Source organism: Bacillus sp. B1-WWTP-T-0.5-Post-4, from assembly GCF_009183795.1.
GTDB lineage: Bacteria > Bacillota > Bacilli > Bacillales > Bacillaceae_G > Bacillus_A > Bacillus_A cereus.
On sequence record NZ_WEIJ01000016.1, the window covers coordinates 1 to 25,031 of the forward strand.

Here is a 25,031-nt window from a genome sequence, read left to right on the forward strand (position 1 = left end):
AGATTTCCCATAGCGTAAGCTAGTAAGATCCCTGAAAGATGATCAGGTTGATAGGTTCGAGGTGGAAGCATGGTGACATGTGGAGCTGACGAATACTAATAGATCGAGGACTTAACCATATAATATGAAGCAATGTTATCTAGTTTTGAAGGAATATACCTTCAATAGTTTGGTGATGATGGCAGAGAGGTCACACCCGTTCCCATACCGAACACGGAAGTTAAGCTCTCTAGCGCCGATGGTAGTTGGGACCTTGTCCCTGTGAGAGTAGGACGTCGCCAAGCAACTAAACACGAGTCAAATGACTCGTGTTTTTTCGTGTTTTCTTTTATAATCCATAGTAATTAAAAAAATGTGCTTAAATAATTACTATTTTGATTAAATGCAGGGGAATGTGGCTAGGATAGTGAATAAGCAAAAGAGTTGCAAATTTTATTAATACGTATATAATTAAAGTCAAAGATAGTCAAAGTCAATAAAGGTGGCGGATAAATGAGAAATATATCTGATATCATTGAGCAATATCTAAAGCAAGTTATTGACTTAAGTAATAATAATGTGATTGAAATCAAAAGAAATGAGATTGCGGATCGATTCGAGTGCGTACCATCTCAAATCAATTATGTAATCAATACCCGTTTTACATTAGAAAGAGGATTTATAGTAGAAAGTAAACGTGGTGGTGGAGGTTACATTCGCATTATAAAAGTCAAACTGCATGATGATATAGACATTATTGATCAAATGCTTCATATGATTGATCATAGCGTTGCACAAGGGAATGCAGAGAGTATGATTATACGTTTATTAGAAGAGGGAATTATAACAGGCCGTGAAGCAAAACTAATGTTAAGTGTACTAGATCGTTCTGTATTATCAATGGATATTCCTTCTCGAGATGAACTTAGGGCTCGAATATTATGCGCAATGTTAAGAACACTGAAATATAAATAAATACAGCTTTTGTAAAAGAATGATAATTAAGATAGGGCAGTTAAATATTGTAGAAGTTTTGAAAAAGAGCATGTACTTTTATCTAAATGGATTAAGGAAAGAGGACAATCTAGTAATGTATGAAAAGTATCATGAGGTAGATCGTTCCTATTGTAAAGGTGGGGATATTGATGACTTGTCAAAACTGTAATATAAGACCAGCAACTTTACATTATACAAAAGTAATCAACGAGAAGAAGGCGGAAGTTCATCTTTGTGAGCAATGTGCGGAGCAAAGTGGCTATACGTCTTTCTTTCAATCATCACAGTCTAACTTTTCATTTCATGATGTATTTGCTGGTTTATTACACGGTGAATCAACAATGTTTGGAGAAGGAAAAAACGGGTTTTCAAATACAAATACAGTAAGATGTCCAGATTGTAAGATGACATATGAACATTTTACAAAAGTGGGACGCTTTGGTTGTGCTTCTTGTTACGATACATTTAAAGGACACTTAAACCCATTGTTAAAGCGACTTCATGGTGGACATACAGAACATTGTGGAAAAATTCCGGAACGAATGGAAGGAAATATCCACTTAAAGAAAGAATTAGATGAACTAAAACTTATTCTGAAACAATATGTACAGAATGAGGAGTTTGAGAAAGCTGCTGAGGTAAGAGATGAAATTCGAGGGCTTGAAACTCAGCTTAGTGAGCATAGAGAGGGGGAGTAGTTCTATGTCACTGGACAAAATTATGAATGAAGCGATTAGTCCATGGATGAAGGGGGATGGCCCTGATTCTGATATTGTTTTAAGTAGTCGAATTCGTTTAGCTCGTAATTTTAAGCAATATCAATTTTCTACTATGCAAAACGAAGAGGAAGCTCAACAGGTTCAAGAATTATTTAAAAAGAAATTTATAAATAAATCGGTAGAGCCCTTTGGGAAGTTTGGATTATTAAAAATGAATGAATTAACGCCTCTTCAAAGGAGAGTTTTAGTCGAAAAGCATTTAATTAGTCCAAATCTCGCAGGGACCGAATATGGAGCATGTCTGTTATCAGAAAGCGAACACATTAGTGTGATGCTTAATGAGGAAGACCACATTAGGATTCAGTGCCTATTTCCAGGGCTACAGTTATCAAAGGCGCTTCAAAGCGCTAATCAAATAGATAATTGGATTGAGAAAGAGGTTGAATATGCTTTTGATGAATCACTTGGATATATTACGAGTTGTCCTACTAACGTTGGTACAGGATTAAGAGCTTCTGTAATGATTCATTTACCAGGGCTGGTTTTAACAAAAAGAATTAGCCGTATTATACAAGTAATTCAAAAATTAGGGTTAGTAGTAAGAGGAATATACGGTGAAGGTAGCGAAGCGTTAGGTAATATATTTCAAGTATCAAATCAAATGACGCTAGGGAAATCCGAAGTAGATATTATTGCAGATTTAAAGAGTGTCATGCAGCAAATTATACAACAAGAAAAATTGGCCAGAGAATTAATTGTACAAAATTCGAGTATTGAGCTTGAAGATAAGGTTTATCGTTCTTACGGTATACTAGCAAACAGTCGTTTAATTCAATCTGCAGAAGCGGCAACTTGCTTATCGGATGTACGACTTGGTATTGATCTAGGATATATAAAAGGTATATCGAGAAATATTTTGACTGAGCTAATGGTTCTTACGCAACCAGGTATTTTACAACAATATGCAGGAGGACCTTTAGGACCAGAAGAAAGAGATTATCGAAGAGCAACCTTAATCCGTGAGCGATTACGTATTGAAAAAAACTAAGCGCAAGTAGGAGGCGATTTCTATGATGTTTGGAAGATTTACAGAAAGAGCACAGAAAGTATTAGCTTTATCTCAAGAGGAAGCAATTCGCATTGGGCATAATAATATTGGAACAGAACATATTTTACTTGGGCTTGTACGCGAAGGTGAAGGAATTGCAGCAAAAGCGTTAATTGCTCTTGGATTGAGCCCGGAAAAAGTGCAAAAAGAGGTAGAAGCGTTAATTGGACGTGGAACAGAAGCTTCTCAAACTGTACATTATACACCTCGTGCTAAAAAAGTTATTGAATTGTCTATGGATGAAGCGCGTAAGCTAGGACATTCTTACGTTGGAACAGAACATATTTTACTTGGCTTAATCCGTGAAGGTGAAGGTGTAGCGGCACGTGTTTTAAATAATTTAGGCGTAAGCCTCAACAAAGCAAGACAACAAGTATTACAACTTCTTGGAAGTAACGAAGCAAGTTCAGGTCACCAAGGTGGTTCATCGACAAATGCCAATACACCGACACTAGACAGTTTAGCACGCGACTTAACAGTTGTTGCACGTGAGAATCGTTTGGATCCTGTTATTGGACGTAGTAAAGAAATTCAACGTGTAATTGAAGTGTTAAGCCGTAGAACAAAAAACAATCCAGTGTTAATTGGAGAGCCTGGTGTAGGTAAAACAGCAATTGCTGAAGGGTTAGCACAGCAAATCGTAAATAATGAAGTTCCTGAAACGTTAAGAGATAAGCGTGTTATGACACTAGATATGGGAACAGTGGTAGCTGGGACGAAATATCGTGGTGAGTTTGAAGATCGTTTAAAGAAAGTAATGGATGAAATACGTCAAGCAGGGAATATTATTCTATTTATTGATGAACTTCATACATTAATCGGTGCAGGTGGAGCAGAAGGTGCAATCGATGCATCAAATATTTTAAAACCATCTTTAGCACGCGGAGAATTACAATGTATTGGTGCGACAACTTTAGATGAGTATCGTAAATATATTGAAAAGGATGCAGCTTTAGAGAGACGTTTCCAGCCAATTCATGTTGATGAGCCGAGTCTAGAAGAATCAACTCAAATCTTGAAAGGTTTACGCGATCGTTATGAGGCGCATCACCGTGTGTCTATTACAGATGATGCAATTGATGCAGCTGTAAAACTTTCTGATCGTTATATTACGGATCGTTTCTTACCGGATAAAGCAATTGATTTAATTGATGAAGCTGCTTCAAAGGTTCGCTTACGCTCTTATACAACACCACCAAACTTAAAAGAGCTTGAAGTGAAGCTTGAGGAAATTCGAAAAGAAAAAGATGCGGCTGTACAAAGTCAAGAGTTTGAAAAGGCTGCTTCCTTACGTGATATGGAACAACGCTTACGTGAGAAATTGGAAGATACAAAGCGTCAGTGGAAAGAGCAACAAGGAAAAGAAAATTCAGAGGTTACGGTAGAAGATATTGCAAATGTCGTTTCTACATGGACACGTATCCCTGTTTCTAAACTTGCACAAACAGAGACTGATAAATTATTAAACTTAGAATCCATTCTTCATGATCGTGTCATCGGCCAGGATGAAGCGGTAGTGGCTGTAGCGAAAGCTGTTCGTCGTGCAAGAGCAGGACTAAAAGATCCGAAACGTCCAATTGGTTCATTTATTTTCTTAGGGCCAACAGGTGTAGGTAAAACAGAATTAGCAAGAGCATTGGCAGAATCTATGTTCGGTGATGAGGATGCAATGATTCGCATTGATATGTCTGAGTATATGGAGAAACATTCAACTTCTCGCTTAGTTGGTTCTCCTCCAGGATATGTTGGGTATGAAGAAGGCGGACAATTAACAGAGAAGGTTCGTCGTAAGCCGTATTCAGTTGTCCTATTAGATGAAGTAGAGAAGGCGCATCCCGATGTATTTAATATTTTACTACAGGTATTGGAAGATGGTCGTTTAACTGATTCTAAAGGACGTACAGTTGACTTCCGTAATACGATTGTTATTATGACGTCTAACGTTGGTGCTGAGGCGTTAAAACGTAACAAACATCTTGGATTTAACGTACAAGATGAAAGCCGTGATTATTCGGATATGAAAGGTAAAGTAATGGATGAGCTGAAAAAGGCATTTCGTCCAGAATTCTTAAACCGTATTGATGAAATTATCGTATTCCATATGCTTGAGAAAAAACATATTCAAGAAATTGTGACTCTTATGGTAAATCAGTTAGTGAATCGCTTAAAAGAACAAGAAATTGAATTGCAATTAACAGAAGGAGCGATTGCAGCTATTGCTGATAAAGGGTTTGATCGTGAATATGGTGCTCGTCCACTACGTAGAGCAATTCAGAAGCATGTAGAAGATAGACTATCGGAAGAACTTTTAAAAGGTGCTATTGAGAAAGGGCAAAAAGTTATCTTTGATGTAGAAGGGGAAACATTTGTCATTCATAGTGCTGAAAAGGTAAAATAAGTATAGACAAACTAAGAGGGCTACGAGATAGCCCTCTTTCTTGTACGAGAAGGTCAAATGTTTATAGATGAAAGCGAAGTGAAATATAAAAAGATATGGCTAAAAAGAAAACAAAATTCACATGTCAAGAGTGTGGTTATCAATCACCAAAATATATGGGTAAATGTCCAGGGTGTGGTCAATGGAATTCGCTTGTTGAAGAGATGGAACCCGTTGTATCATCCAGACGCCTAAATTATGCAAATGCAATTCAAACAGAAGTAACAAAACCAAGACGTCTTACAGAAGTAGAAACAAAGTCTGAGGCACGTATTGAAACAAAATTTCAGGAGTTTAACCGTGTACTAGGTGGCGGAATTGTAGATGGATCTTTAGTACTTATTGGTGGGGACCCTGGGATTGGAAAATCAACGTTATTATTACAGATTTCCTCGCAATTAGCAGATGCTTCATATGATGTATTGTATATATCAGGTGAGGAGTCAGCAAAGCAGATTAAACTTCGTGCAGATCGTTTACATGTAAATGGTAGTAATCTATTTGTTGTATCAGAGACAGATTTACAGCGTATTGCAGCACATATTGAAGAGATGAATCCTGCTTTTGTTGTTATTGATTCTATTCAAACGATACATTTACCTGAAGTGACATCAGCTCCTGGTAGTGTGGCGCAAGTACGTGAATGTACAGCAGAATTAATGAAACTTGCAAAAACAAAGGGAATCCCAATTTTTATCGTAGGGCATGTGACAAAAGAAGGTGCAATTGCGGGACCGCGTATGCTAGAACATATGGTCGATGCAGTTCTTTACTTTGAAGGAGATCGACACCATACATATCGTATTTTACGAGCTGTAAAGAATCGTTTTGGTTCTACGAATGAAATGGGTATCTTTGAAATGAAAGAACTTGGCCTTGCAGAAGTCTTAAATCCTTCTGAAATTTTCCTTGAGGAAAGACCAGTTGGAGTTGCAGGTTCAACAGTAGTTGCCTCAATGGAAGGAACAAGACCAGTTTTAGTAGAAATACAGGCATTAATTTCCCCTACTAGTTTTGGAAATCCTCGAAGAATGGCGACAGGAATTGATCATAATCGTGTCTCGCTTATTATGGCGGTACTAGAGAAAAGAGCAGGTTTACTATTACAAAATCAAGATGCGTATTTAAAAGTAGCTGGTGGTTTGAAATTAGATGAACCGGCAATTGATTTAGCTGTTGCCTTAAGTATAGCTTCAAGTTTTAGAGATAAATCTACGGCACCAACTGATGCGGTAATAGGAGAAGTTGGATTAACTGGAGAAATAAGAAGAGTATCAAGAATCGAACAACGTGTACAAGAAGCAGCTAAATTAGGATTTCAACGTGCTATCATTCCTAGAAAAAATTTAGGGGGGTGGACAATTCCAGAGGGGATTGAGGTTGTAGGTGTTTCTAATTTAGGAGAAGCGCTTCGTTTGACATTAGGAGGCTAGGCTATGGAAGAAAATAAGCAACGTGTCAAAAGTATAATTAATATTTTACAGCTCGTGGCCCCGGGAACACCACTGCGCGAAGGGATAGATAATGTACTTCGCGCACAAACAGGGGGACTAATTGTTCTTGGGTATAATGAGCAGATTAAAAGCATTGTTGATGGTGGTTTTCATATTAATTGCGCATTCTCTCCTGCTAGTTTATATGAATTAGCAAAAATGGATGGAGCACTTATTTTAAATGAAACTGGAAGTAAAATTTTAATTGCAAACGCACAGTTAGTTCCGGATTCATCTATTGATTCTATTGAAACAGGTATGCGTCACCGAACAGCAGAGCGTGTAGCAAAGCAGACGGGCAGCCTTGTTGTGGCCATTTCACAAAGACGTAATGTAATTACGCTATATCAAGGGAACTTACGTTATACATTAAAAGATATAGGTGTCATTTTAACGAAGGCAAATCAAGCAATTCAAACGCTAGAAAAATATAAGGCTGTATGGAATGACGGCATTACGAATTTGGGTATTCTAGAATTTGAAGAGGTCGTTACAATGTCCGAGGTGGTTCACGTTTTACATAGTGTTGAAATGGTGCTGCGTATTAAAAATGAAATATTGAGCTATATTCATGAGTTAGGAACAGAAGGTAGGTTAATTCGTTTACAGCTTACAGAATTACTAGCTGATTTAGAGGCAGAGGCAGCATTGTTAATTAAAGATTATCACCAGGAGAAAACACAAGACCATCATCAAATATTGAAAAAGTTACAAGATCTTGCAAATACACAACTTTTAGAGGATAGTGATTTAGTTAAATTGCTTGGCTATCCAGGACAAACAAGTTTAGAAGAAAGTGTGACACCTAGAGGGTACCGAATCACAAGCAAGATTTCTCGTGTTCCGCCACTTATTATCGAGAATTTAATTAATCGATTTAAAACATTGCAAGGTGTTTGCCGAGCAACTATTAATGAATTGGATGATGTGGAAGGAATTGGAGAAGTGAGAGCGAAGAAAATACGAGAAGGTCTAAAAAGAATTCAAGAGCATCTCTATATGAGTAGACACAATTAAGAATATTACATTGATTCTATAATATAACGACACTAGAACATTTTTGGTATATGATATGATATATTGGTAAATAAAACTATTTACAAAAAAAACACGTCCGCTTTTGCATTCGGCGTTTTGATTAGCGAAACAATGGTTAATAATGAGTAGGAGGTGGTTGGATGTTAAAACGGATTGTACAGCTCTTCTTTTTAGTGATCGGGGGAGCGTTAGGGATTTACTTAATCCCAAAAATTATTAATGTATTAGATATCGGTGCGGTTCCTTTGTTGGAAGGATCGTATGTTCGTGCAATTATTGGTGCAATTATTTTATTTTTAACAACATTTTGGCTTGTAGATTATATTGTTCAACTTATTAAGCATATTGAAGAGGCTCTTGTAAAGGCGCCTGTAGCAGATGTTTTATTTGGTACATTAGGATTAATCTCTGGTCTTATTGTTGCATATTTAATTTTGATACCAATTCGTGAATTTACAATTCCAGTTATTAGTACGGTGTTGCAAGTGTTCTTCACCCTTTTACTTGGATATTTAGGATTCCAAGTAGGATTTAAAAAGAGGAATGAATTGCTAGGATTATTTACATTACCCCAACGCGGAGGTAAGAAGAAAAACAATAGTGAGAATGAAGAGGTAGAGGTCGAAGCAGAAAAATCTACGACTCATTGGAAAATTCTCGATACGAGTGTAATTATTGACGGACGTATTGCAGATATTTGCCAAACAAAGTTTTTAGAAGGAACAATTGTCATTCCGCAATTCGTATTAGAAGAGCTTCAGCATATTGCCGATTCTTCAGATGCTTTAAAGCGTAATCGTGGCCGCAGAGGGCTAGACATTTTAAATCGTATTCAAAAGGAGATGCCAATTCCGGTAGAAATTTATGAAGGCGATTTCGATGATATCCAAGAAGTAGATAGCAAGCTTGTAAAGTTGGCAAAAATCACTGGTGGAACTGTAGTAACAAACGATTTCAATTTAAACAAAGTTTCTGAATTACAAGGGGTTACGGTGTTAAACATTAATGATTTAGCTAATGCAATTAAACCAGTCGTACTCCCTGGTGAAGAATTAAGTGTTTATGTTGTGAAAGATGGTAAAGAACAAAATCAAGGTGTTGCATACTTAGATGATGGTACGATGATTGTAGTAGAAGATGGTAGAGAGTATGTGGGTTCACAACTTGACGTACTTGTTACTAGCGTATTACAAACATCGGCTGGTCGTATGATTTTCGCAAAACGTAAATTGCTAGAAAAAGCATTATAAGTAGAGGATTATTAATATGTATACATTAATTATTCCGGCAGCGGGCCAAGGAAAACGAATGGGTGCTGGTAAAAATAAGTTATTTTTACTTATAGATGAGGTACCAATTATTGTGCACACATTGCGTGCTTTTGAAAAAGATAAAGCGTGCAAAAGTATTATTATGGCAATTAACGAAGAAGAACGCCCGTATTTTGAAGAGTTAATGCAGAAGTACCAGATTGAAAAGCACGTACAATTCATTCAGGGTGGAGCCGAAAGACAAGATAGCGTCTATAACGCACTTCAGTATGCGAGTGGTGTCGAATATGTTCTTGTGCATGACGGGGCGCGCCCGTTCGTAACGAATAAAGTGATTCGCGATGTATTAACTGCAGCAGAAAAATATGGAGCTTCCATTTGTGCAGTGCCAGTAAAAGATACTGTTAAGAAAGTAGAGAAGGGTGTTGTTGTAGAAACGGTAGAGCGATCTCAACTTAACGCTGTACAAACACCACAAGGATTCTCTGTTTCTCTTTTGCTAGAAGCTCATAGAAGCGCAAAGCAAAGTTGTTTTCTTGGCACAGATGATGCAAGTCTCGTAGAACGTGTGGGGAAGCAAGTAGGTGTAGTAGAGGGGAGTTACTATAATATTAAAGTGACGACTCCGGAAGATCTATTAATTGCTGAAAGTTTCCTACGTGTTCAGAAGAAATAACATTGATGACGTGTTAATAAAGAAAAGCTCGGCAACAGCCGGGCTTTTCTTTATAAGGATAGCGATATAATATAGAGTCATAAAGCTCAGTAGTTTAGCTTAAGGAGGAAGTAAGGATGTTTCGAATTGGACAAGGTTTTGATGTACATGAATTTGCGGAAGGGCGCCCGTTGATTATCGGTGGAATTACAATTCCACACGAGAAAGGATTAATCGGTCATTCAGATGCAGATGTATTGTTACATACGATTGCTGATGCATGTTTAGGTGCGATTGCAGCAGGAGATATCGGAAAGCATTTTCCTGATACAGACCCAGCTTTTAAAGATGCAGATTCAGCTGTATTGTTACAAAAAGTTTGGGAATTTGTGCGTGAACAAGGTTACGAGTTAGGAAATTTAGATTGTACAATTATTGCTCAAAAACCAAAAATGGCACCACATATTGAGAGTATGCGTAAGCGCATTAGTGAACTGTTAGAAACGTCTATCGATAACATTAATGTAAAGGCAACAACAACAGAAAAATTAGGATTTACAGGTAGAGAAGAAGGGATTGCTTCTCAAGCGGTTGTTTTATTACAGAAAAAATAATGGTTTTTAATTCGTAAGATGGATAATCACATTTTTTTGGTGTACAATTATAGAATGTGTTGACATTAAGAATGGAAGGTGTACCAATTATGGAAAAGCAAGTGAGAGTGCGCTACGCGCCAAGTCCAACAGGACACTTACATATCGGAAATGCGCGTACGGCATTATTTAATTATTTATTTGCTCGTCATTTAGATGGCAAATTTATTATTCGTATTGAAGATACTGATGTAAAACGTAACGTGGCTGGTGGAGAAGAAAGCCAATTAAAATACTTGAAATGGCTCGGTATGGACTGGGATGAAGGTGTTGATGTTGGTGGTGAATTTGGACCATATCGCCAAACAGAGCGTTTAGATATTTATAAAAAATTATATGAAGATTTATTAGAGCGTGGTCTAGCTTATAAATGTTATATGACAGAAGAAGAGCTAGAAGCAGAGCGTGAAGGACAAATCGCTCGCGGTGAAACACCTCGTTACGCAGGTAACCACCGTGAATTAACTGAAGAACAAGTGAAAGAATTTGAAGCTGAGGGACGTATTCCAAGTATTCGTTTCCGTGTACCAGCTGATCGTGACTACACATTCAAAGATATTGTAAAAGATGAAGTTGCGTTCCATTCAAATGATTTCGGTGATTTTGTTATTGTGAAAAAGGATGGAATTCCAACTTATAACTTTGCAGTAGCAGTAGATGATCATCTAATGGAAATTACACATGTACTTCGTGGTGATGATCATATTTCAAATACACCGAAACAAATGATGATTTATGAAGCTTTCGGCTGGGATATTCCACAATTCGGTCATATGACTCTAATTGTTAATGAAAGTCGTAAAAAGTTAAGTAAGCGTGATGAATCTATTATTCAATTTATTGAGCAATATAAAGAGCTTGGGTATCTTCCAGAAGCAATCTTTAACTTTATTGCACTACTAGGTTGGTCTCCGGTAGGAGAAGAAGAAATCTTCTCTAAAGATGAGTTTATCAAAATGTTCGATGCAGCTCGTTTATCAAAATCACCTGCATTATTTGATTCTCAAAAACTAAAATGGATGAACAACCAGTATATGAAAAAGCAAGATTTAGATACGGTTGTAGAGTTAAGCTTACCGCATTTAGTGAAAGCTGGACGTGTGGGAGAAACTTTAAGCGAACAAGACCAAGCTTGGATTCGTGATGTAATTGCTTTATACCATGAACAAATGAGTTTTGGAGCTGAAATTGTAGAGCTTTCTGAAATGTTCTTTAAAGATCATGTTGATTATGAAGAAGAAGGACAAGAAGTATTAAATGGTGAACAAGTACCTGAAGTACTTCGTGCATTTGCTGGTCAAATAGAAGCTCTAGAAGCAATGGAGCCAGCAGCAATTAAGGCAGCGATTAAAGCAGTTCAAAAGGAAACAGGACATAAAGGTAAAAATTTATTTATGCCAATCCGTGTTGCAACTACAGGACAAACGCATGGTCCAGAGCTTCCGAATGCTATTGCACTTCTTGGAAAAGAAAAAGTTTTAAATCGTCTTCAAAAAGTAATTGGTTAACATTTTCTAGGTTTAGAAATATAATAAGTATACCTAAAACCTAATAAGGAAAAGCGACGAGAAGGAGAAGTAGAAAATCAGGCTTTTTACAGAGAGAACCACCTTTAGGCTGGGAGTGGTTTATAAGCGGATTTTTGAAATGCCCCTTCGAGTCTTCTGCTGAACAGCGAATTGCTTCGTGGGATGTCTTAGGCCGCAAAGTAAGCAGAAGCGGTGTACACCGTTATAATGGATGAGTTTGAGGCTTTTTTAAGCCTAAACAGAGTGGAACCGCGCTTAAAAGGCGTCTCTGTCAATATGACAGAGACGCCTTTTTTTTATACCGTGTAAATAGGTATGAATATAGAATTTATCTCCTTATATAAAGAATTAGGGGAGAAGTGATGAGTTAGGGGAGTTAGTTCGCTCGACAAAAAAGCAGCCCATAAAGGGGAGGGAACACCGATGTTTAAGAGGCTTCGGGAAGATATTGAAGTCGTTTTTGAACAGGATCCAGCGGCAAGAGGTTATTTCGAAGTCATTTTAACTTACTCTGGATTACATGCAGTTTGGGCCCATCGAATTGCACATGCTTTTTATAAAAGAAATTTTTTCTTTCTTGCACGTTTTGTTTCACAAGTGAGCCGCTTTTTTACTGGCATTGAGATCCATCCAGGAGCAACTATTGGTCGACGTTTTTTTATAGATCATGGAATGGGAGTTGTAATCGGAGAAACTTGTGAAATTGGTGATAATGTAACGATTTATCAAGGGGTTACATTAGGTGGTACAGGAAAAGAAAAAGGAAAGAGGCATCCAACAATTCAGGATAATGTATTAATTGCGACGGGTGCTAAAGTTCTTGGTTCTATTACTGTGGGAGAGAATTCTAAAATCGGAGCAGGGTCTGTCGTATTAAAAGAAGTTCCTGCACATTCTACAGTTGTAGGTATACCTGGCCGTGTCGTTATTCAAAATGGAGTAAAGATTGGTCAAGAATTAAATCACTCTGACCTTCCGGATCCGATTTTTGATAAATTAAAGGCTATGGAAGTAGAACTTGATAAATTGAAGAAACAATTGGAATTAAAGGTAGAAAGGAAGGATAAAAATGACTATTCACATTTATAATACGTTAACACGTCAAAAAGAAGAGTTTGTTCCATTAGAAGAAAATAAGGTAAAGATGTATGTATGCGGACCTACAGTTTATAACTACATTCATATTGGGAATGCAAGGCCTCCTATGGTATTCGATACAGTGCGTCGTTATTTAGAATACAAAGGATACGATGTGCAATATGTATCTAACTTTACGGATGTAGATGATAAATTAATTAAAGCGGCAAATGAATTAGGTGAAGATGTACCGACAATTGCTGATCGCTTTGTTGAAGCGTACTTTGAAGATGTAACAGCACTAGGTTGCAAACACGCAACAGTTCATCCTCGTGTAACAGAAAATATGGATATCATTATTGAATTTATTCAAGAACTTGTGAATAAAGGGTATGCATATGAATCAGAGGGTGATGTGTACTTTAAGACGAAGGAATTCGAAGGTTACGGTAAATTATCACATCAACCAATCGCAGATTTACGTCACGGTGCTCGTATTGAGGTAGGGGAAAAGAAACAAGACCCTCTTGATTTTGCTTTATGGAAAGCTGCGAAAGAAGGAGAAATCTTCTGGGAAAGCCCTTGGGGGCAAGGACGTCCAGGATGGCATATTGAATGCTCAGCAATGGCGCGTAAGTACTTAGGGGATACAATTGACATTCATGCTGGTGGTCAAGACTTGGCATTCCCACATCATGAAAATGAAATTGCGCAGTCAGAAGCATTGACTGGAAAAACGTTTGCACGTTACTGGATGCATAATGGATATATTAATATTAACAATGAGAAGATGTCTAAATCGCTTGGTAACTTTATTTTAGTTCACGATATTATTAAGCAATACGACCCGCAGTTAATTAGATTCTTTATGTTATCAGTACACTATCGTCACCCGATTAACTTTAGTGAAGAGTTATTACAAAGTACGAATAATGGACTGGAAAGAATTAAAACAGCTTATGGAAACTTAAAGCATCGTATGGAGAGTAGTACGGATTTAACGGACCATAATGAGAAATGGTTAGCTGAAATAGAGAAATTCCAGACTGCATTTGAAGAGGCAATGAATGATGACTTTAACACTGCAAATGCAATTACCGAATTATACAACGTAGCAAATCATGCAAATCAATATTTACTTGAAGAGCATACATCTAAAGTTGTGATTGAAGCATACGTAAAACAACTGGAAACGTTATTTGATATTTTAGGATTAGAATTATCAAAAGAAGAATTACTGGATGAAGAAATTGAAGAGCTTATCCAAAAGCGCATTGAAGCTCGTAAAAATCGTGATTTTGCATTGTCTGATCAAATTCGTGACGATTTAAAAGAACGTAATATTATTTTAGAAGATACCGCTCAAGGTACAAGATGGAAAAGAGGATAAGGATGATCGATGCAAAGCAATTAAACAGCTTGGCGTTAGCGTATATGGGTGATGCGGTATATGAACAATATATCCGCTATCACCTCCTTCAAAAAGGAAAAGTTCGACCTAATCAATTACACCGCTTAGGGACGAGCTTTGTTTCAGCAAAAGCACAGGCGAAAGTTGTTTATCATTTATTAGAGACGGCATTTTTGACAGAGGAAGAAGAGGCGGTATTAAGAAGAGGGCGTAATGCAAATTCAGGTACAGTTCCGAAAAATACGGATGTACAAACATATCGACATAGTACAGCCTTTGAAGCGCTAATTGGTTACCATCATTTATTAAATAATCGTGAAAGATTAGACGAAATTGTATATAAGGCAATTGCAGTTTTAGAAGAAAAGGAAGGGGGCACATCATCATGACTAGTGAATATATTATCGGACGTAACCCTGTAATTGAAGCGTTAAGATCAGGGAGAGATATTAATAAAATTTGGATCGCAGAAGGTGCTGCCAAAGGACAAGTACAAATTGTACTAGCATTAGCGAAAGAAAATAAGATTATTTTACAACATGCACCAAAGAAAAAGTTAGATCAATTAGTTGAGGGTAATCATCAAGGTGTAATTGCTCAAGTAGCTGCATATCAGTATGCAGAGTTAGAAGATTTATTCAAAGTGGCAGAAAAACGTAATGAAGATCCGTTCTTCTTGATTTTAGATGAGATTGAAGATCCGCATAACCTAGGTTCTATTATGCGTACTGCTGATGCAACAGGAGCTCATGGAATTATTATTCCGAAGAGAAGAGCTGTGGGACTTACCGCATCAGTTGCGAAAGCATCAACAGGAGCGATTGAATACATTCCTGTTGCGCGCGTAACAAACTTATCTCGTACAATTGATGAATTAAAAGAGCGTGGACTTTGGATTGCTGGTACAGATGCCAAAGGGAAAACGGATTACCGTAATTTAGATGGTACAATGCCGATTGGATTAGTAATTGGTAGTGAAGGAAAAGGTATGAGTCGTATTATTGGTGAAAAGTGTGATTTCTTAATCACTCTACCGATGGTTGGTAAAGTTACATCCTTAAATGCTTCAGTAGCCGCAAGTTTGTTAATGTATGAGGTATATCGTAAACGTCACGAAATTGGTAAATAAAAAATGAACGATATTTTAATCGTTGACGGCTACAACATTATCGGAGCTTGGGGAGATTTGAAGAAACTGCGGGATGTAGATTTACAATCATCAAGAGATGCGCTTATTGATAAGATGGCGGATTATCAAGGTTATACAGGCACAAAAGTGATGATAGTCTTTGATGCCTATACAGTCCATGGTATTGAAAAAAAGATGAAACAATCTCGTGTAGAAGTAATATTCACACGAAAGAATCAAACTGCAGACGAAAAGATAGAGCAACTTGCGATAGAGCTTAGAAATATAAATACACAAATATATGTTGCGACTTCTGATTATACAGAACAATGGGTTATATTTGCGCAAGGTGCCCTTCGAAAATCTGCGCGTGAATTAGAGTTGGAAGTACAAGCAATGGAACAACAAGTAAGAAGGCGTACAAAAGACGCGAAAGAACAGCAGCCCGCCATGCGAAAGATATTTAGTAAAGATATTACAGAAAAATTAGAAAAATTAAGAAGAGGAGAGCGTTGAAGCATTGACGCTCTTTATCTTTTTACTGTATAATATTGCTAAATAAATAGCGGTCGGAGGGATCAAGGTGGAAGCAGGCTTCGTAAGTATAGGCGACGTTACATTTCGTGATTTAGAGGATGAGGCAATCGTTGAGTTAGTTCGAAAAGGTAATACTGACGCTCTAGAATATTTAATTCACAAGTATAAGAACTTTGTTCGTGCGAAATCAAGATCTTACTTTTTAGTGGGTGCCGATCGAGAAGACATTGTTCAAGAAGGTATGATAGGGTTGTTTAAAGCAATTCGTGATTATAAAGAGGACAAGCTGTCTTCATTCAAAGCATTTGCTGAACTATGTATCACTCGACAAATTATTACCGCTATTAAAACGGCAACAAGACAAAAACATATTCCTTTAAATTCGTATGTGTCTTTAGATAAGCCGATTTACGATGAGGAATCTGATCGAACGTTATTGGATGTTATTTCTGAAGCGAAGGTGACTGATCCTGAAGAGATGATCATTAGCCAGGAAGAATATACAGACATAGAATCAAAAATATCTGAATTATTAAGCGATTTAGAAAGAAAAGTGCTTTCTTTATATTTAGATGGTCGTTCTTATCAAGAGATTTCAGAACAGTTAAACAGGCATGTGAAATCTATTGATAACGCTTTACAAAGAGTAAAGAGGAAATTGGAACGATATATGGAAATGAGAGAAAGTACAACTTTAAATTCATAAGAAGTAACAAGTGCTGCAGGTGTAAAATAAATCACCTGTTTTCTTTTGTAGAGAGTACAAAATGCATGTCATTGACATTGTCTTTTATTGTATGATACATTTTTAGGGACATAATGTTACAAGGTTGGTGTAACTAATGAGGAAAAAAGTTGTACTCTCATGTGAAGAGTGTAAAAATCGAAACTACTCTACTATGAAAGATACGAGCTCAATAGAGCGACTTGAAATAAAAAAGTTTTGTAAAACATGCAATCAGCATACAGTTCACAAGGAAACAAAATAAATAATTGAAATAATACACTGGAGGTCCCGCAGATGCGTTTAACGAACTTTTTCGGCGATGTAGGTCGCGAAATGAAAAAAGTAAGTTGGCCTAAAAAAGATGAATTACTCCGCTCAACAGCGACTGTTGTTGCTACAGTTGTGTTCTTTGCGATTTTCTTCGCAGTAGTTGATATGGGCATTTCTTCTTTAATTCGGTTAATTCTTGGTTAATTCTTGAATAAGAAGCACTTATCCATGATATAATGTTATTTATAAGAACTGTGTAAAAGCCCGGTGAACGGGTTTTTTCATTTGCGCAAAAAAATGTACGTCAGGGAGGGAAGGACGCTCGTCCTAAATGAATGGAAAAAAGTTGGTATGTTGTCCATACTTATTCTGGATATGAAAATAAAGTAAAAGCAAACCTAGAGAAACGTGTAGAATCAATGGGTATGCAAGATAAAATTTTCCGTGTTGTTGTCCCGGAAGAAGTAGAAGTAGAAATGAAAAACGGAAAAGAAAAATTAATGAAAAGAAAAGTGTTCCCAGGTTATGTATTAGTAGAATTAATCATGACTGATGACTCTTGGTATGTTGTACGTAACACGCCGGGTGTAACTGGGTTCGTTGGTTCTTCTGGTTCTGGATCTAAACCATCACCTCTATTAGAAGAGGAAGTTGTTACCATTATGAAACATATGGGAATGGACAACGAAGTGGTTGATTTCGACTTTGAACTTCATGAGACAGTACGTGTAAATGAGGGGCCATTCGCAGATTATACAGGTGCTATTGAAGAAATTGATGTGGAGAAGAAAAAGGTTAGCGTGCTTGTGGACATGTTTGGTCGCGAGACTCCAGTTGAACTTGACTTCCATCAAATTGAAAAATTATAAAATGAAACTTGAAATGAATTGTAAAAAGTGATAATATCTTTTAAGTCAGTACGTCTTCGTTATCGGAGACGTTTTTTGAAAGATTTTATCCTTACAGATAAAATATGACGTGGGAGGGCAAATCACTGTCCAATTGACCACATCACGGACTTAAGGAGGTGTGTCTCGTGGCTAAAAAGGTAATTAAAATGGTAAAGCTTCAAATTCCTGCAGGTAAAGCTAACCCAGCTCCACCAGTTGGTCCAGCATTAGGACAAGCAGGTGTTAACATCATGGGCTTCTGTAAAGAGTTTAACGCTCGTACAGCAGATCAAGCTGGTCTTATCATCCCTGTTGAAATTACGGTATTTGAGGACCGTTCATTCACTTTCATTACTAAAACTCCTCCTGCTGCTGTTCTTCTTAAGAAAGTAGCTGGTATTGAGTCTGGTTCTGGTGAACCAAACCGTAATAAAGTGGCAACTGTTAAGCGTGATAAAGTACGCGAAATCGCTGAAACTAAAATGCCTGACCTAAACGCTGCTAGCGTAGAAGCTGCAATGCGTATGGTTGAAGGTACTGCACGCAGTATGGGCATCGTTATCGAAGACTAATTCGATTTGTTTTTAAAAAAGGTTGCGGGTCTGGAATTCCAATTCGCAACCTTTATTATCGTAAATGATTATCGTTTTTAAATAAATGGATGGCGCTCATCCTCAGGTTATACCTGAAAACAGGCGTAAACGTGGGAGGTTATTCCGCTAAAACCACATTCGAGGAGGAAATAAAAATGGCTAAAAGAGGTAAAAAGTACGTAGAAGCTGCAAAGCTTGTTGATCGTGCAGCTGCTTACTCTGCAACAGAAGCAGTAGAATTAGTAAAGAAAACAAACACAGCTAAATTTGATGCAACTGTAGAAGCTGCATTCCGTTTAGGTGTTGACCCTAAGAAAGCTGACCAACAAATCCGTGGTGCAGTTGTTCTTCCGCACGGTACTGGTAAAGTACAACGTGTATTAGTATTTGCTAAAGGTGAAAAAGCTAAAGAAGCTGAAGCTGCTGGAGCTGACTTCGTAGGCGATACTGATTACATCGGTAAAATCCAACAAGGTTGGTTCGATTTCGATGTAGTAGTAGCAACTCCTGACATGATGGGTGAAGTTGGTAAACTTGGTCGCGTATTAGGACCTAAAGGTTTAATGCCAAACCCTAAAACTGGAACAGTTACTTTCGATGTAACTAAAGCTGTTAACGAAATCAAAGCTGGTAAAGTTGAATACCGCGTTGATAAAGCTGGTAACATCCACGTTCCAATCGGTAAAGTATCTTTCGAAGATGCTAAATTAGTAGAAAACTTCAAAACAATTGCTGACACTTTACAAAAAGTTAAGCCAGCTGCTGCAAAAGGTACTTACATGAAGAACGTAACAGTTGCTTCTACAATGGGACCTGGCGTACGTGTAGACGTTTCTACATTAGCGTAAATTTTGGAAGTTGACTTCATAAAGAAGTTTTAATATAATCATTTATGTTGTGAATTTGATTAGTGTACCGTAGACAGTAGGTGTCAATAGACTTAATTTCCTACCTAGGTGTTAATATACGAAGCGGAATCTTTTTTCTGTGACTATATGCCTCCATGTCTACAAGTTGGGCATGGAGGTTTTTAGTGCACTTTCGGTACATCTTCTATATAATCTACAGGAGGTGTAATAACATGAGCAAAGTAATCGAAACTAAACAACAAGTTGTAACTGAAATCGCGGACAAACTTCGCGCTAGTAAATCTACAATCGTTGTTGACTACCGTGGTTTAACAGTTTCTGAAGCAACAGAATTACGTAAGCAATTACGTGAAGCTGGCGTTGAGTTCAAAGTTTACAAAAACTCTCTAACTCGTCGTGCTGCAGAATCTGCTGAAATGGCTGAGTTAAATGAATTCTTAACAGGACCAAACGCAATCGCGTTCAGTAACGAGGATGTAGTTGCTCCTGCGAAAGTATTAAACGACTTCGCTAAAGATCATGAAGCTTTAGAAATTAAAGCGGGCGTAATCGAAGGTAAACTTGTAACACTTGATGAGGTTAAAGCAATTGCTACTCTTCCATCACGTGAAGGCTTACTTTCTATGCTTCTTAGCGTTCTTCAAGCTCCAATCCGTAACCTTGCACTTGCTACTAAAGCAGTTGCAGACCAAAAGGAAGAGCAAGGCGCTTAATTTTTTAAAAGATAATTACGTATTATCGATAAAACAATACAAACCTATTTAAGGGAGGATATTTACAATGACTAAAGAACAAATCATTGAAGCAGTTAAATCTATGACTGTATTAGAACTTAACGACTTAGTAAAAGCTATCGAGGAAGAATTCGGCGTAACTGCTGCTGCTCCTGTAGCTGTTGCTGGTGGCGCTGGAGAAGCTGCTGCTGAGAAAACTGAATTTGATGTGGAACTAACTAGCGCTGGTGCACAAAAAATCAAAGTTATCAAAGTTGTTCGTGAAATCACTGGTCTTGGCTTAAAAGAAGCTAAAGAATTAGTTGACAACACTCCAAAAGTAATCAAAGAAGCTGCTGCTAAAGAAGAAGCTGAAGAAATCAAAGCTAAACTTGAAGAAGTTGGCGCTGCTGTAGAAGTTAAGTAATTAACTTTTGATGCTTTAAAAAAAGCTCGCTCTCATGCGAGCTTTTTTTTTAACTGTAAAGAAAAGAGGTGGCCATATGGCAGACCATTATTTTTCTAACGACCCTTCTAGTAAAAGTGATCGTAAGCGATGGGAGTTTGCCCTTCGTGGATCTCGATTTACTTTCTTATCTGATCATGGGGTGTTCTCGAAAAACGAAGTGGACTTTGGTTCCCGTCTTTTAATTGAAGCGTTTCAAATGCCAGATATTAAAGGTAATATATTAGACGTAGGTTGCGGATACGGTCCTATTGGTTTGTCGTTAGCGAAAGAGTTTCAAGGTCGTGAAGTTCACATGGTGGATGTGAACGAGAGGGCACTTGGGCTTGCGAAAGAAAACGCCGCTAATAACAAAATCGAGAATATACGTATTTTTCAAAGTAGCGTCTATGAAAATGTAGATGGTAAGTATGCTGCTATTCTATCTAACCCTCCGATTCGTGCGGGTAAAGATATCGTACATGAGATTTTAGAAAAAGCTGTGGAGTATTTAGTTCCAGATGGAGAGCTTTGGATTGTTATTCAAAAGAAACAAGGTGCACCGTCTGCGCTAAAAAAACTAGAAGAAGCATTTTCTGAAGTTGAGGTTGTAGAAAAGAAAAAAGGATATTATATCATAAAATCAAAAAAACGTTGACGGTTATTTTTGGCTATGTTAACATTATACAATGCCAATATATGATTTTCTGCGTTGAGAAAGATGTATATTTTTGTTTCTCTTGGAAAAGATAGTAAAATCAGCAGATTATGAAACAGAATGATGGTTTTCTTATAGAAGCCATTTTTCTTTTTTGAGCAGGTAGAAAGACTCAACGTATTTATCTTTAAGAGAAAGAGACTACGCTAATAGCAGTAGTTGTATTTATTTGTGATTTTGCACAAATTTTTTTGTGCATTTATAATACTCATGATTTGAGGGGTGAAGCAGTTGACAGGTCAACTAGTTCAATACGGACGCCACCGCCAACGAAGAAGTTATGCCCGTATTAGTGAAGTATTAGAGTTACCAAATCTTATCGAAATTCAAACCTCTTCTTATCAGTGGTTTCTTGATGAGGGTTTGCGAGAAATGTTCCAAGACATTTCTCCGATTGAAGACTTTACGGGAAATCTATCGCTTGAATTTATCGACTACAGCTTAGGTGAACCTAAATACTCTGTAGACGAATGCAAAGAGCGTGATGTGACGTATGCAGCACCACTTCGTGTAAAAGTGCGTCTAATCAACAAGGAAACTGGTGAAGTAAAAGAACAAGATGTGTTCATGGGAGATTTCCCACTCATGACAGAGACTGGAACATTCGTAATTAACGGTGCAGAACGTGTTATCGTTTCCCAGTTAGTTCGCTCTCCAAGCGTATACTATAGTGGCAAAGTGGATAAAAACGGAAAACGTGGTTTTACTGCTACTGTAATTCCAAACCGCGGAGCTTGGTTAGAGTATGAGACAGATGCTAAGGATGTTGTATATGTGCGTATTGACCGTACGCGTAAACTTCCTGTAACTGTTTTGTTACGCGCATTAGGGTTTGGCTCTGATCAAGAAATCACCGAGCTTTTAGGTGATAACGAATACTTAAGCAACACATTAGAAAAAGACAACACAGATAGCACAGAAAAAGCATTGCTTGAAATTTATGAGCGTCTACGTCCTGGTGAACCACCAACAGTAGAAAATGCTAAGAGCTTACTTGTGTCTCGTTTCTTTGATCCAAAGCGCTACGATTTAGCAAATGTAGGTCGCTATAAGATCAACAAGAAGTTACACATTAAAAACAGATTGTTTAATCAACGTTTAGCTGAAACATTAGTGGATCCAGAAACTGGTGAAATTTTAGCGGCAGAAGGAACAATCTTAGATCGTCGTACACTTGATCGCATTTTACCTTACTTAGAGAAAAACATTGGATTCAAAACAGCGAAACCAATGGGTGGAGTGGTAGAAGGCGATGTTGAGCTGCAATCTATTAAGATTTATGCTCCTGAGTCGGAAGGCGAACGCGTAATTAATGTAATTGGTAATGCAAACATTACTCGTGATGTGAAACACATCACACCAGGTGATATCCTTGCTTCTATCAGTTACTTCTTCAACCTACTATACAAAGTAGGGGATACAGATGATATTGACCATTTAGGAAACCGTCGTCTGCGTTCTGTTGGAGAACTGTTACAAAATCAATTCCGTATCGGTCTTTCTCGTATGGAACGTGTTGTTCGTGAGAGAATGTCGATCCAAGATACAAATGCAATTACACCACAGGCACTAATTAATATTCGTCCTGTTATTGCATCTATTAAAGAGTTCTTCGGAAGTTCTCAGTTATCTCAGTTTATGGACCAAACAAACCCATTAGCAGAGTTAACTCACAAACGAAGACTATCTGCATTAGGACCTGGTGGTTTAACGCGTGAGCGCGCAGGCTTTGAAGTGCGTGACGTTCATTACTCTCACTACGGTCGTATGTGTCCGATTGAAACACCAGAGGGACCAAACATCGGTTTGATTAACTCATTATCTTCGTTCGCGAAAGTAAATGAGTTTGGTTTCATTGAAACACCATACCGTCGTGTTGACCCAGAAACTGGTCTTGTAACAGGGCATGTTGATTACTTAACAGCAGATGAAGAAGATAACTATGTTGTAGCCCAAGCGAATATGAAATTATCTGACGAAGGTGAATTCCTAAGTGAAGATATCGTAGCTCGTTTCCGTGGTGAAAACATTGTCACAAATAGAGAACGCATCGACTACATGGATGTATCTCCAAAACAAGTAGTGTCGGCAGCGACAGCTTGTATTCCGTTCTTAGAAAACGATGACTCTAACCGCGCACTTATGGGAGCGAACATGCAACGTCAGGCGGTTCCGTTAATGAATCCGGAATCTCCGATTGTAGGTACAGGTATGGAGTACGTATCAGCAAAAGACTCAGGTGCTGCAGTAATCTGTAAACATCCTGGTGTTGTTGAGCGCGTAGAAGCACGTGAAGTTTGGGTACGTCGCTATGTAGAAGTTGACGGTCAAACAGTAAAAGGCGACTTAGATCGCTACAAAATGCAAAAATTCATTCGTTCTAACCAAGGAACTTGTTACAACCAACGTCCAATCGTAAGTGTTGGAAATGAAGTTGTAAAAGGTGAAATCCTTGCGGATGGTCCTTCTATGGAATTAGGTGAACTAGCACTTGGACGTAACGTGCTTGTTGGCTTCATGACTTGGGACGGTTATAACTACGAGGATGCGATCATCATGAGTGAGCGCCTTGTAAAAGATGATGTGTACACTTCTATTCATATTGAAGAATATGAATCAGAAGCTCGTGATACGAAGCTTGGACCAGAAGAAATTACACGTGACATTCCAAACGTTGGGGAAGACGCATTACGTAACCTTGACGAGCGCGGTATCATTCGCGTTGGTGCTGAAGTAAAAGATGGAGATTTACTTGTTGGTAAAGTAACACCTAAAGGTGTAACAGAATTAACAGCTGAAGAACGTCTATTACATGCTATCTTTGGAGAAAAAGCGCGTGAAGTACGTGATACATCACTACGTGTACCACACGGTGGTGGCGGTATTATCTTAGACGTAAAAGTATTCAACCGTGAAGATGGCGATGAATTGCCACCAGGCGTGAATCAACTTGTACGTGCATATATCGTTCAAAAACGTAAAATTTCTGAAGGTGACAAGATGGCCGGACGTCACGGTAACAAAGGTGTTATTTCTCGTATTTTACCAGAAGAAGATATGCCTTACCTACCAGACGGTACGCCAATCGATATCATGTTAAACCCATTAGGGGTACCATCTCGTATGAATATCGGTCAGGTATTAGAGCTTCATCTTGGTATGGCAGCAAGATACCTTGGCATTCACATTGCAACACCAGTATTCGATGGTGCTCGTGAGGAAGATGTTTGGGGCACAATTGAAGAAGCTGGTATGGCAAATGACGCGAAAACAATCCTGTATGACGGACGTACTGGTGAACCATTCGATAACCGCGTATCTGTTGGTGTCATGTATATGATCAAACTTGCGCACATGGTTGACGATAAACTTCATGCTCGTTCTACTGGACCATACTCACTTGTAACGCAGCAACCTCTTGGAGGTAAAGCTCAGTTCGGTGGACAGCGTTTCGGTGAGATGGAGGTTTGGGCACTTGAAGCTTACGGTGCTGCTTATACTCTTCAAGAAATCTTAACAGTGAAGTCTGATGATGTTGTTGGACGTGTTAAGACTTATGAAGCAATTGTTAAAGGCGAAAATGTTCCAGAACCAGGCGTTCCTGAATCATTCAAAGTATTGATTAAAGAGCTGCAAAGTTTAGGTATGGACGTTAAAATGATGTCTAGCGACGATACAGAAATTGAAATGCGTGATACAGAAGATGACGATGATCATCAATCAGCAGATAAATTGAATGTCGAAGTTGAGACAACTAAGGAATAATTGGGATAA

Annotated in this window: 25 protein-coding genes, 2 rRNA genes and 2 other annotated features; all 27 genes read left to right on the forward strand. The window is 37.9% G+C overall.

The genetic code is table 11. The annotated features are described in order from the left end of the window. A 23S ribosomal RNA gene (locus GBN91_RS26500) occupies positions 1 to 119 on the forward strand; the annotation flags it as partial. Positions 120 to 168: 49 nt separating this feature from the next. Beyond that, positions 169 to 284 (forward strand): 5S ribosomal RNA (rrf, locus tag GBN91_RS26505). 208 nt (positions 285 to 492) lie between these two features. Beyond that, complete coding sequence (gene ctsR, locus GBN91_RS26510; RefSeq protein WP_001244558.1) at positions 493 to 954, forward strand: transcriptional regulator CtsR; 462 nt, start codon at positions 493 to 495, stop codon at positions 952 to 954. 170 nt (positions 955 to 1,124) lie between these two features. Then, positions 1,125 to 1,673 (forward strand): protein-arginine kinase activator protein McsA, encoded by a 549-nt coding sequence (gene mcsA, locus GBN91_RS26515; protein WP_000128399.1) that lies wholly within the window; start codon positions 1,125 to 1,127, stop codon positions 1,671 to 1,673. 4 nt (positions 1,674 to 1,677) lie between these two features. Further along, entirely contained in the window at positions 1,678 to 2,742 is a 1,065-nt protein-coding gene (gene mcsB / locus GBN91_RS26520; RefSeq protein ID WP_000050843.1) for a protein-arginine kinase McsB, read from the forward strand. 22 nt (positions 2,743 to 2,764) lie between these two features. Then, complete coding sequence (gene clpC / locus GBN91_RS26525; RefSeq protein ID WP_000971184.1) at positions 2,765 to 5,200, forward strand: ATP-dependent protease ATP-binding subunit ClpC; 2,436 nt, start codon at positions 2,765 to 2,767, stop codon at positions 5,198 to 5,200. Between the two features lie 95 nt (positions 5,201 to 5,295). Next, positions 5,296 to 6,672 carry a DNA repair protein RadA gene (radA, locus tag GBN91_RS26530; protein WP_152122707.1) on the forward strand — a complete coding sequence of 459 codons (1,377 nt, stop codon included), beginning with the start codon at positions 5,296 to 5,298 and terminating at the stop codon, positions 6,670 to 6,672. Between the two features lie 3 nt (positions 6,673 to 6,675). Then, a complete protein-coding gene (gene disA, locus GBN91_RS26535) occupies positions 6,676 to 7,749 on the forward strand; it encodes a DNA integrity scanning diadenylate cyclase DisA (RefSeq protein WP_000392158.1) in 1,074 nt (357 codons plus the stop codon). A gap of 161 nt (positions 7,750 to 7,910) precedes the next feature. Further along, positions 7,911 to 9,020 (forward strand): PIN/TRAM domain-containing protein, encoded by a 1,110-nt coding sequence (locus tag GBN91_RS26540; protein WP_000919677.1) that lies wholly within the window; start codon positions 7,911 to 7,913, stop codon positions 9,018 to 9,020. Between the two features lie 16 nt (positions 9,021 to 9,036). After that, positions 9,037 to 9,717, forward strand: coding sequence for a 2-C-methyl-D-erythritol 4-phosphate cytidylyltransferase (gene ispD, locus GBN91_RS26545; protein WP_000288283.1), 681 nt, complete (start codon positions 9,037 to 9,039; stop codon positions 9,715 to 9,717). Positions 9,718 to 9,833: 116 nt separating this feature from the next. After that, positions 9,834 to 10,310 carry a 2-C-methyl-D-erythritol 2,4-cyclodiphosphate synthase gene (gene ispF / locus GBN91_RS26550; protein ID WP_000488386.1) on the forward strand — a complete coding sequence of 159 codons (477 nt, stop codon included), beginning with the start codon at positions 9,834 to 9,836 and terminating at the stop codon, positions 10,308 to 10,310. 89 nt (positions 10,311 to 10,399) lie between these two features. After that, on the forward strand, positions 10,400 to 11,857 hold the full coding sequence (gene gltX, locus GBN91_RS26555) for a glutamate--tRNA ligase (RefSeq protein ID WP_000415143.1): 1,458 nt from the start codon (positions 10,400 to 10,402) through the stop codon (positions 11,855 to 11,857). Between the two features lie 47 nt (positions 11,858 to 11,904). Next, positions 11,905 to 12,151: a binding site (T-box leader), on the forward strand. 150 nt (positions 12,152 to 12,301) lie between these two features. Next, a complete protein-coding gene (gene cysE, locus GBN91_RS26560; protein ID WP_000476497.1) occupies positions 12,302 to 12,967 on the forward strand; it encodes a serine O-acetyltransferase in 666 nt (221 codons plus the stop codon). Next, entirely contained in the window at positions 12,948 to 14,345 is a 1,398-nt protein-coding gene (gene cysS, locus GBN91_RS26565; RefSeq protein ID WP_000152276.1) for a cysteine--tRNA ligase, read from the forward strand. Before cysE ends, cysS begins: the two co-directional genes overlap by 20 nt. A 2-nt stretch (positions 14,346 to 14,347) precedes the next feature. Then, on the forward strand, positions 14,348 to 14,755 hold the full coding sequence (locus GBN91_RS26570) for a Mini-ribonuclease 3 (protein WP_000564261.1): 408 nt from the start codon (positions 14,348 to 14,350) through the stop codon (positions 14,753 to 14,755). Beyond that, positions 14,752 to 15,495, forward strand: a complete 744-nt coding sequence (rlmB, locus tag GBN91_RS26575; RefSeq protein ID WP_000200237.1) for a 23S rRNA (guanosine(2251)-2'-O)-methyltransferase RlmB — start codon at positions 14,752 to 14,754, stop codon at positions 15,493 to 15,495. The genes GBN91_RS26570 and rlmB overlap by 4 nt, the downstream gene beginning before the upstream one ends. A 3-nt stretch (positions 15,496 to 15,498) precedes the next feature. Next, positions 15,499 to 16,011: an NYN domain-containing protein gene (locus tag GBN91_RS26580; RefSeq protein WP_000997880.1), complete on the forward strand. Its 513-nt coding sequence runs from the start codon at positions 15,499 to 15,501 to the stop codon at positions 16,009 to 16,011. Between the two features lie 67 nt (positions 16,012 to 16,078). Continuing rightward, complete coding sequence (locus GBN91_RS26585; RefSeq protein WP_000387193.1) at positions 16,079 to 16,738, forward strand: RNA polymerase factor sigma-70; 660 nt, start codon at positions 16,079 to 16,081, stop codon at positions 16,736 to 16,738. Positions 16,739 to 16,874: 136 nt separating this feature from the next. After that, on the forward strand, positions 16,875 to 17,021 hold the full coding sequence (gene rpmG, locus GBN91_RS26590; protein ID WP_014481927.1) for a 50S ribosomal protein L33: 147 nt from the start codon (positions 16,875 to 16,877) through the stop codon (positions 17,019 to 17,021). Positions 17,022 to 17,053: 32 nt separating this feature from the next. Beyond that, positions 17,054 to 17,233, forward strand: coding sequence for a preprotein translocase subunit SecE (gene secE, locus GBN91_RS26595; RefSeq protein ID WP_001241323.1), 180 nt, complete (start codon positions 17,054 to 17,056; stop codon positions 17,231 to 17,233). Between the two features lie 131 nt (positions 17,234 to 17,364). Then, positions 17,365 to 17,898 carry a transcription termination/antitermination protein NusG gene (gene nusG / locus GBN91_RS26600; RefSeq protein WP_000415794.1) on the forward strand — a complete coding sequence of 178 codons (534 nt, stop codon included), beginning with the start codon at positions 17,365 to 17,367 and terminating at the stop codon, positions 17,896 to 17,898. A gap of 167 nt (positions 17,899 to 18,065) precedes the next feature. Next, on the forward strand, positions 18,066 to 18,491 hold the full coding sequence (gene rplK, locus GBN91_RS26605) for a 50S ribosomal protein L11 (RefSeq protein ID WP_001085872.1): 426 nt from the start codon (positions 18,066 to 18,068) through the stop codon (positions 18,489 to 18,491). Between the two features lie 176 nt (positions 18,492 to 18,667). Beyond that, positions 18,668 to 19,360: a 50S ribosomal protein L1 gene (gene rplA, locus GBN91_RS26610; protein ID WP_001987630.1), complete on the forward strand. Its 693-nt coding sequence runs from the start codon at positions 18,668 to 18,670 to the stop codon at positions 19,358 to 19,360. 49 nt (positions 19,361 to 19,409) lie between these two features. Next, positions 19,410 to 19,554, forward strand: a sequence feature (ribosomal protein L10 leader region). Between the two features lie 39 nt (positions 19,555 to 19,593). Further along, on the forward strand, positions 19,594 to 20,094 hold the full coding sequence (gene rplJ, locus GBN91_RS26615) for a 50S ribosomal protein L10 (RefSeq protein WP_000048716.1): 501 nt from the start codon (positions 19,594 to 19,596) through the stop codon (positions 20,092 to 20,094). 67 nt (positions 20,095 to 20,161) lie between these two features. Next, the gene (gene rplL / locus GBN91_RS26620) at positions 20,162 to 20,521 is read left to right on the forward strand and encodes a 50S ribosomal protein L7/L12 (protein WP_000159736.1); all 360 of its coding nucleotides are present in this window, start codon (positions 20,162 to 20,164) and stop codon (positions 20,519 to 20,521) included. Positions 20,522 to 20,597: 76 nt separating this feature from the next. Continuing rightward, a complete protein-coding gene (locus GBN91_RS26625; protein WP_000763264.1) occupies positions 20,598 to 21,197 on the forward strand; it encodes a class I SAM-dependent methyltransferase in 600 nt (199 codons plus the stop codon). A 291-nt stretch (positions 21,198 to 21,488) separates the two neighbouring features. Continuing rightward, complete coding sequence (gene rpoB, locus GBN91_RS26630; protein WP_000147553.1) at positions 21,489 to 25,022, forward strand: DNA-directed RNA polymerase subunit beta; 3,534 nt, start codon at positions 21,489 to 21,491, stop codon at positions 25,020 to 25,022. The last annotated feature ends 9 nt before the right edge of the window (positions 25,023 to 25,031 follow it).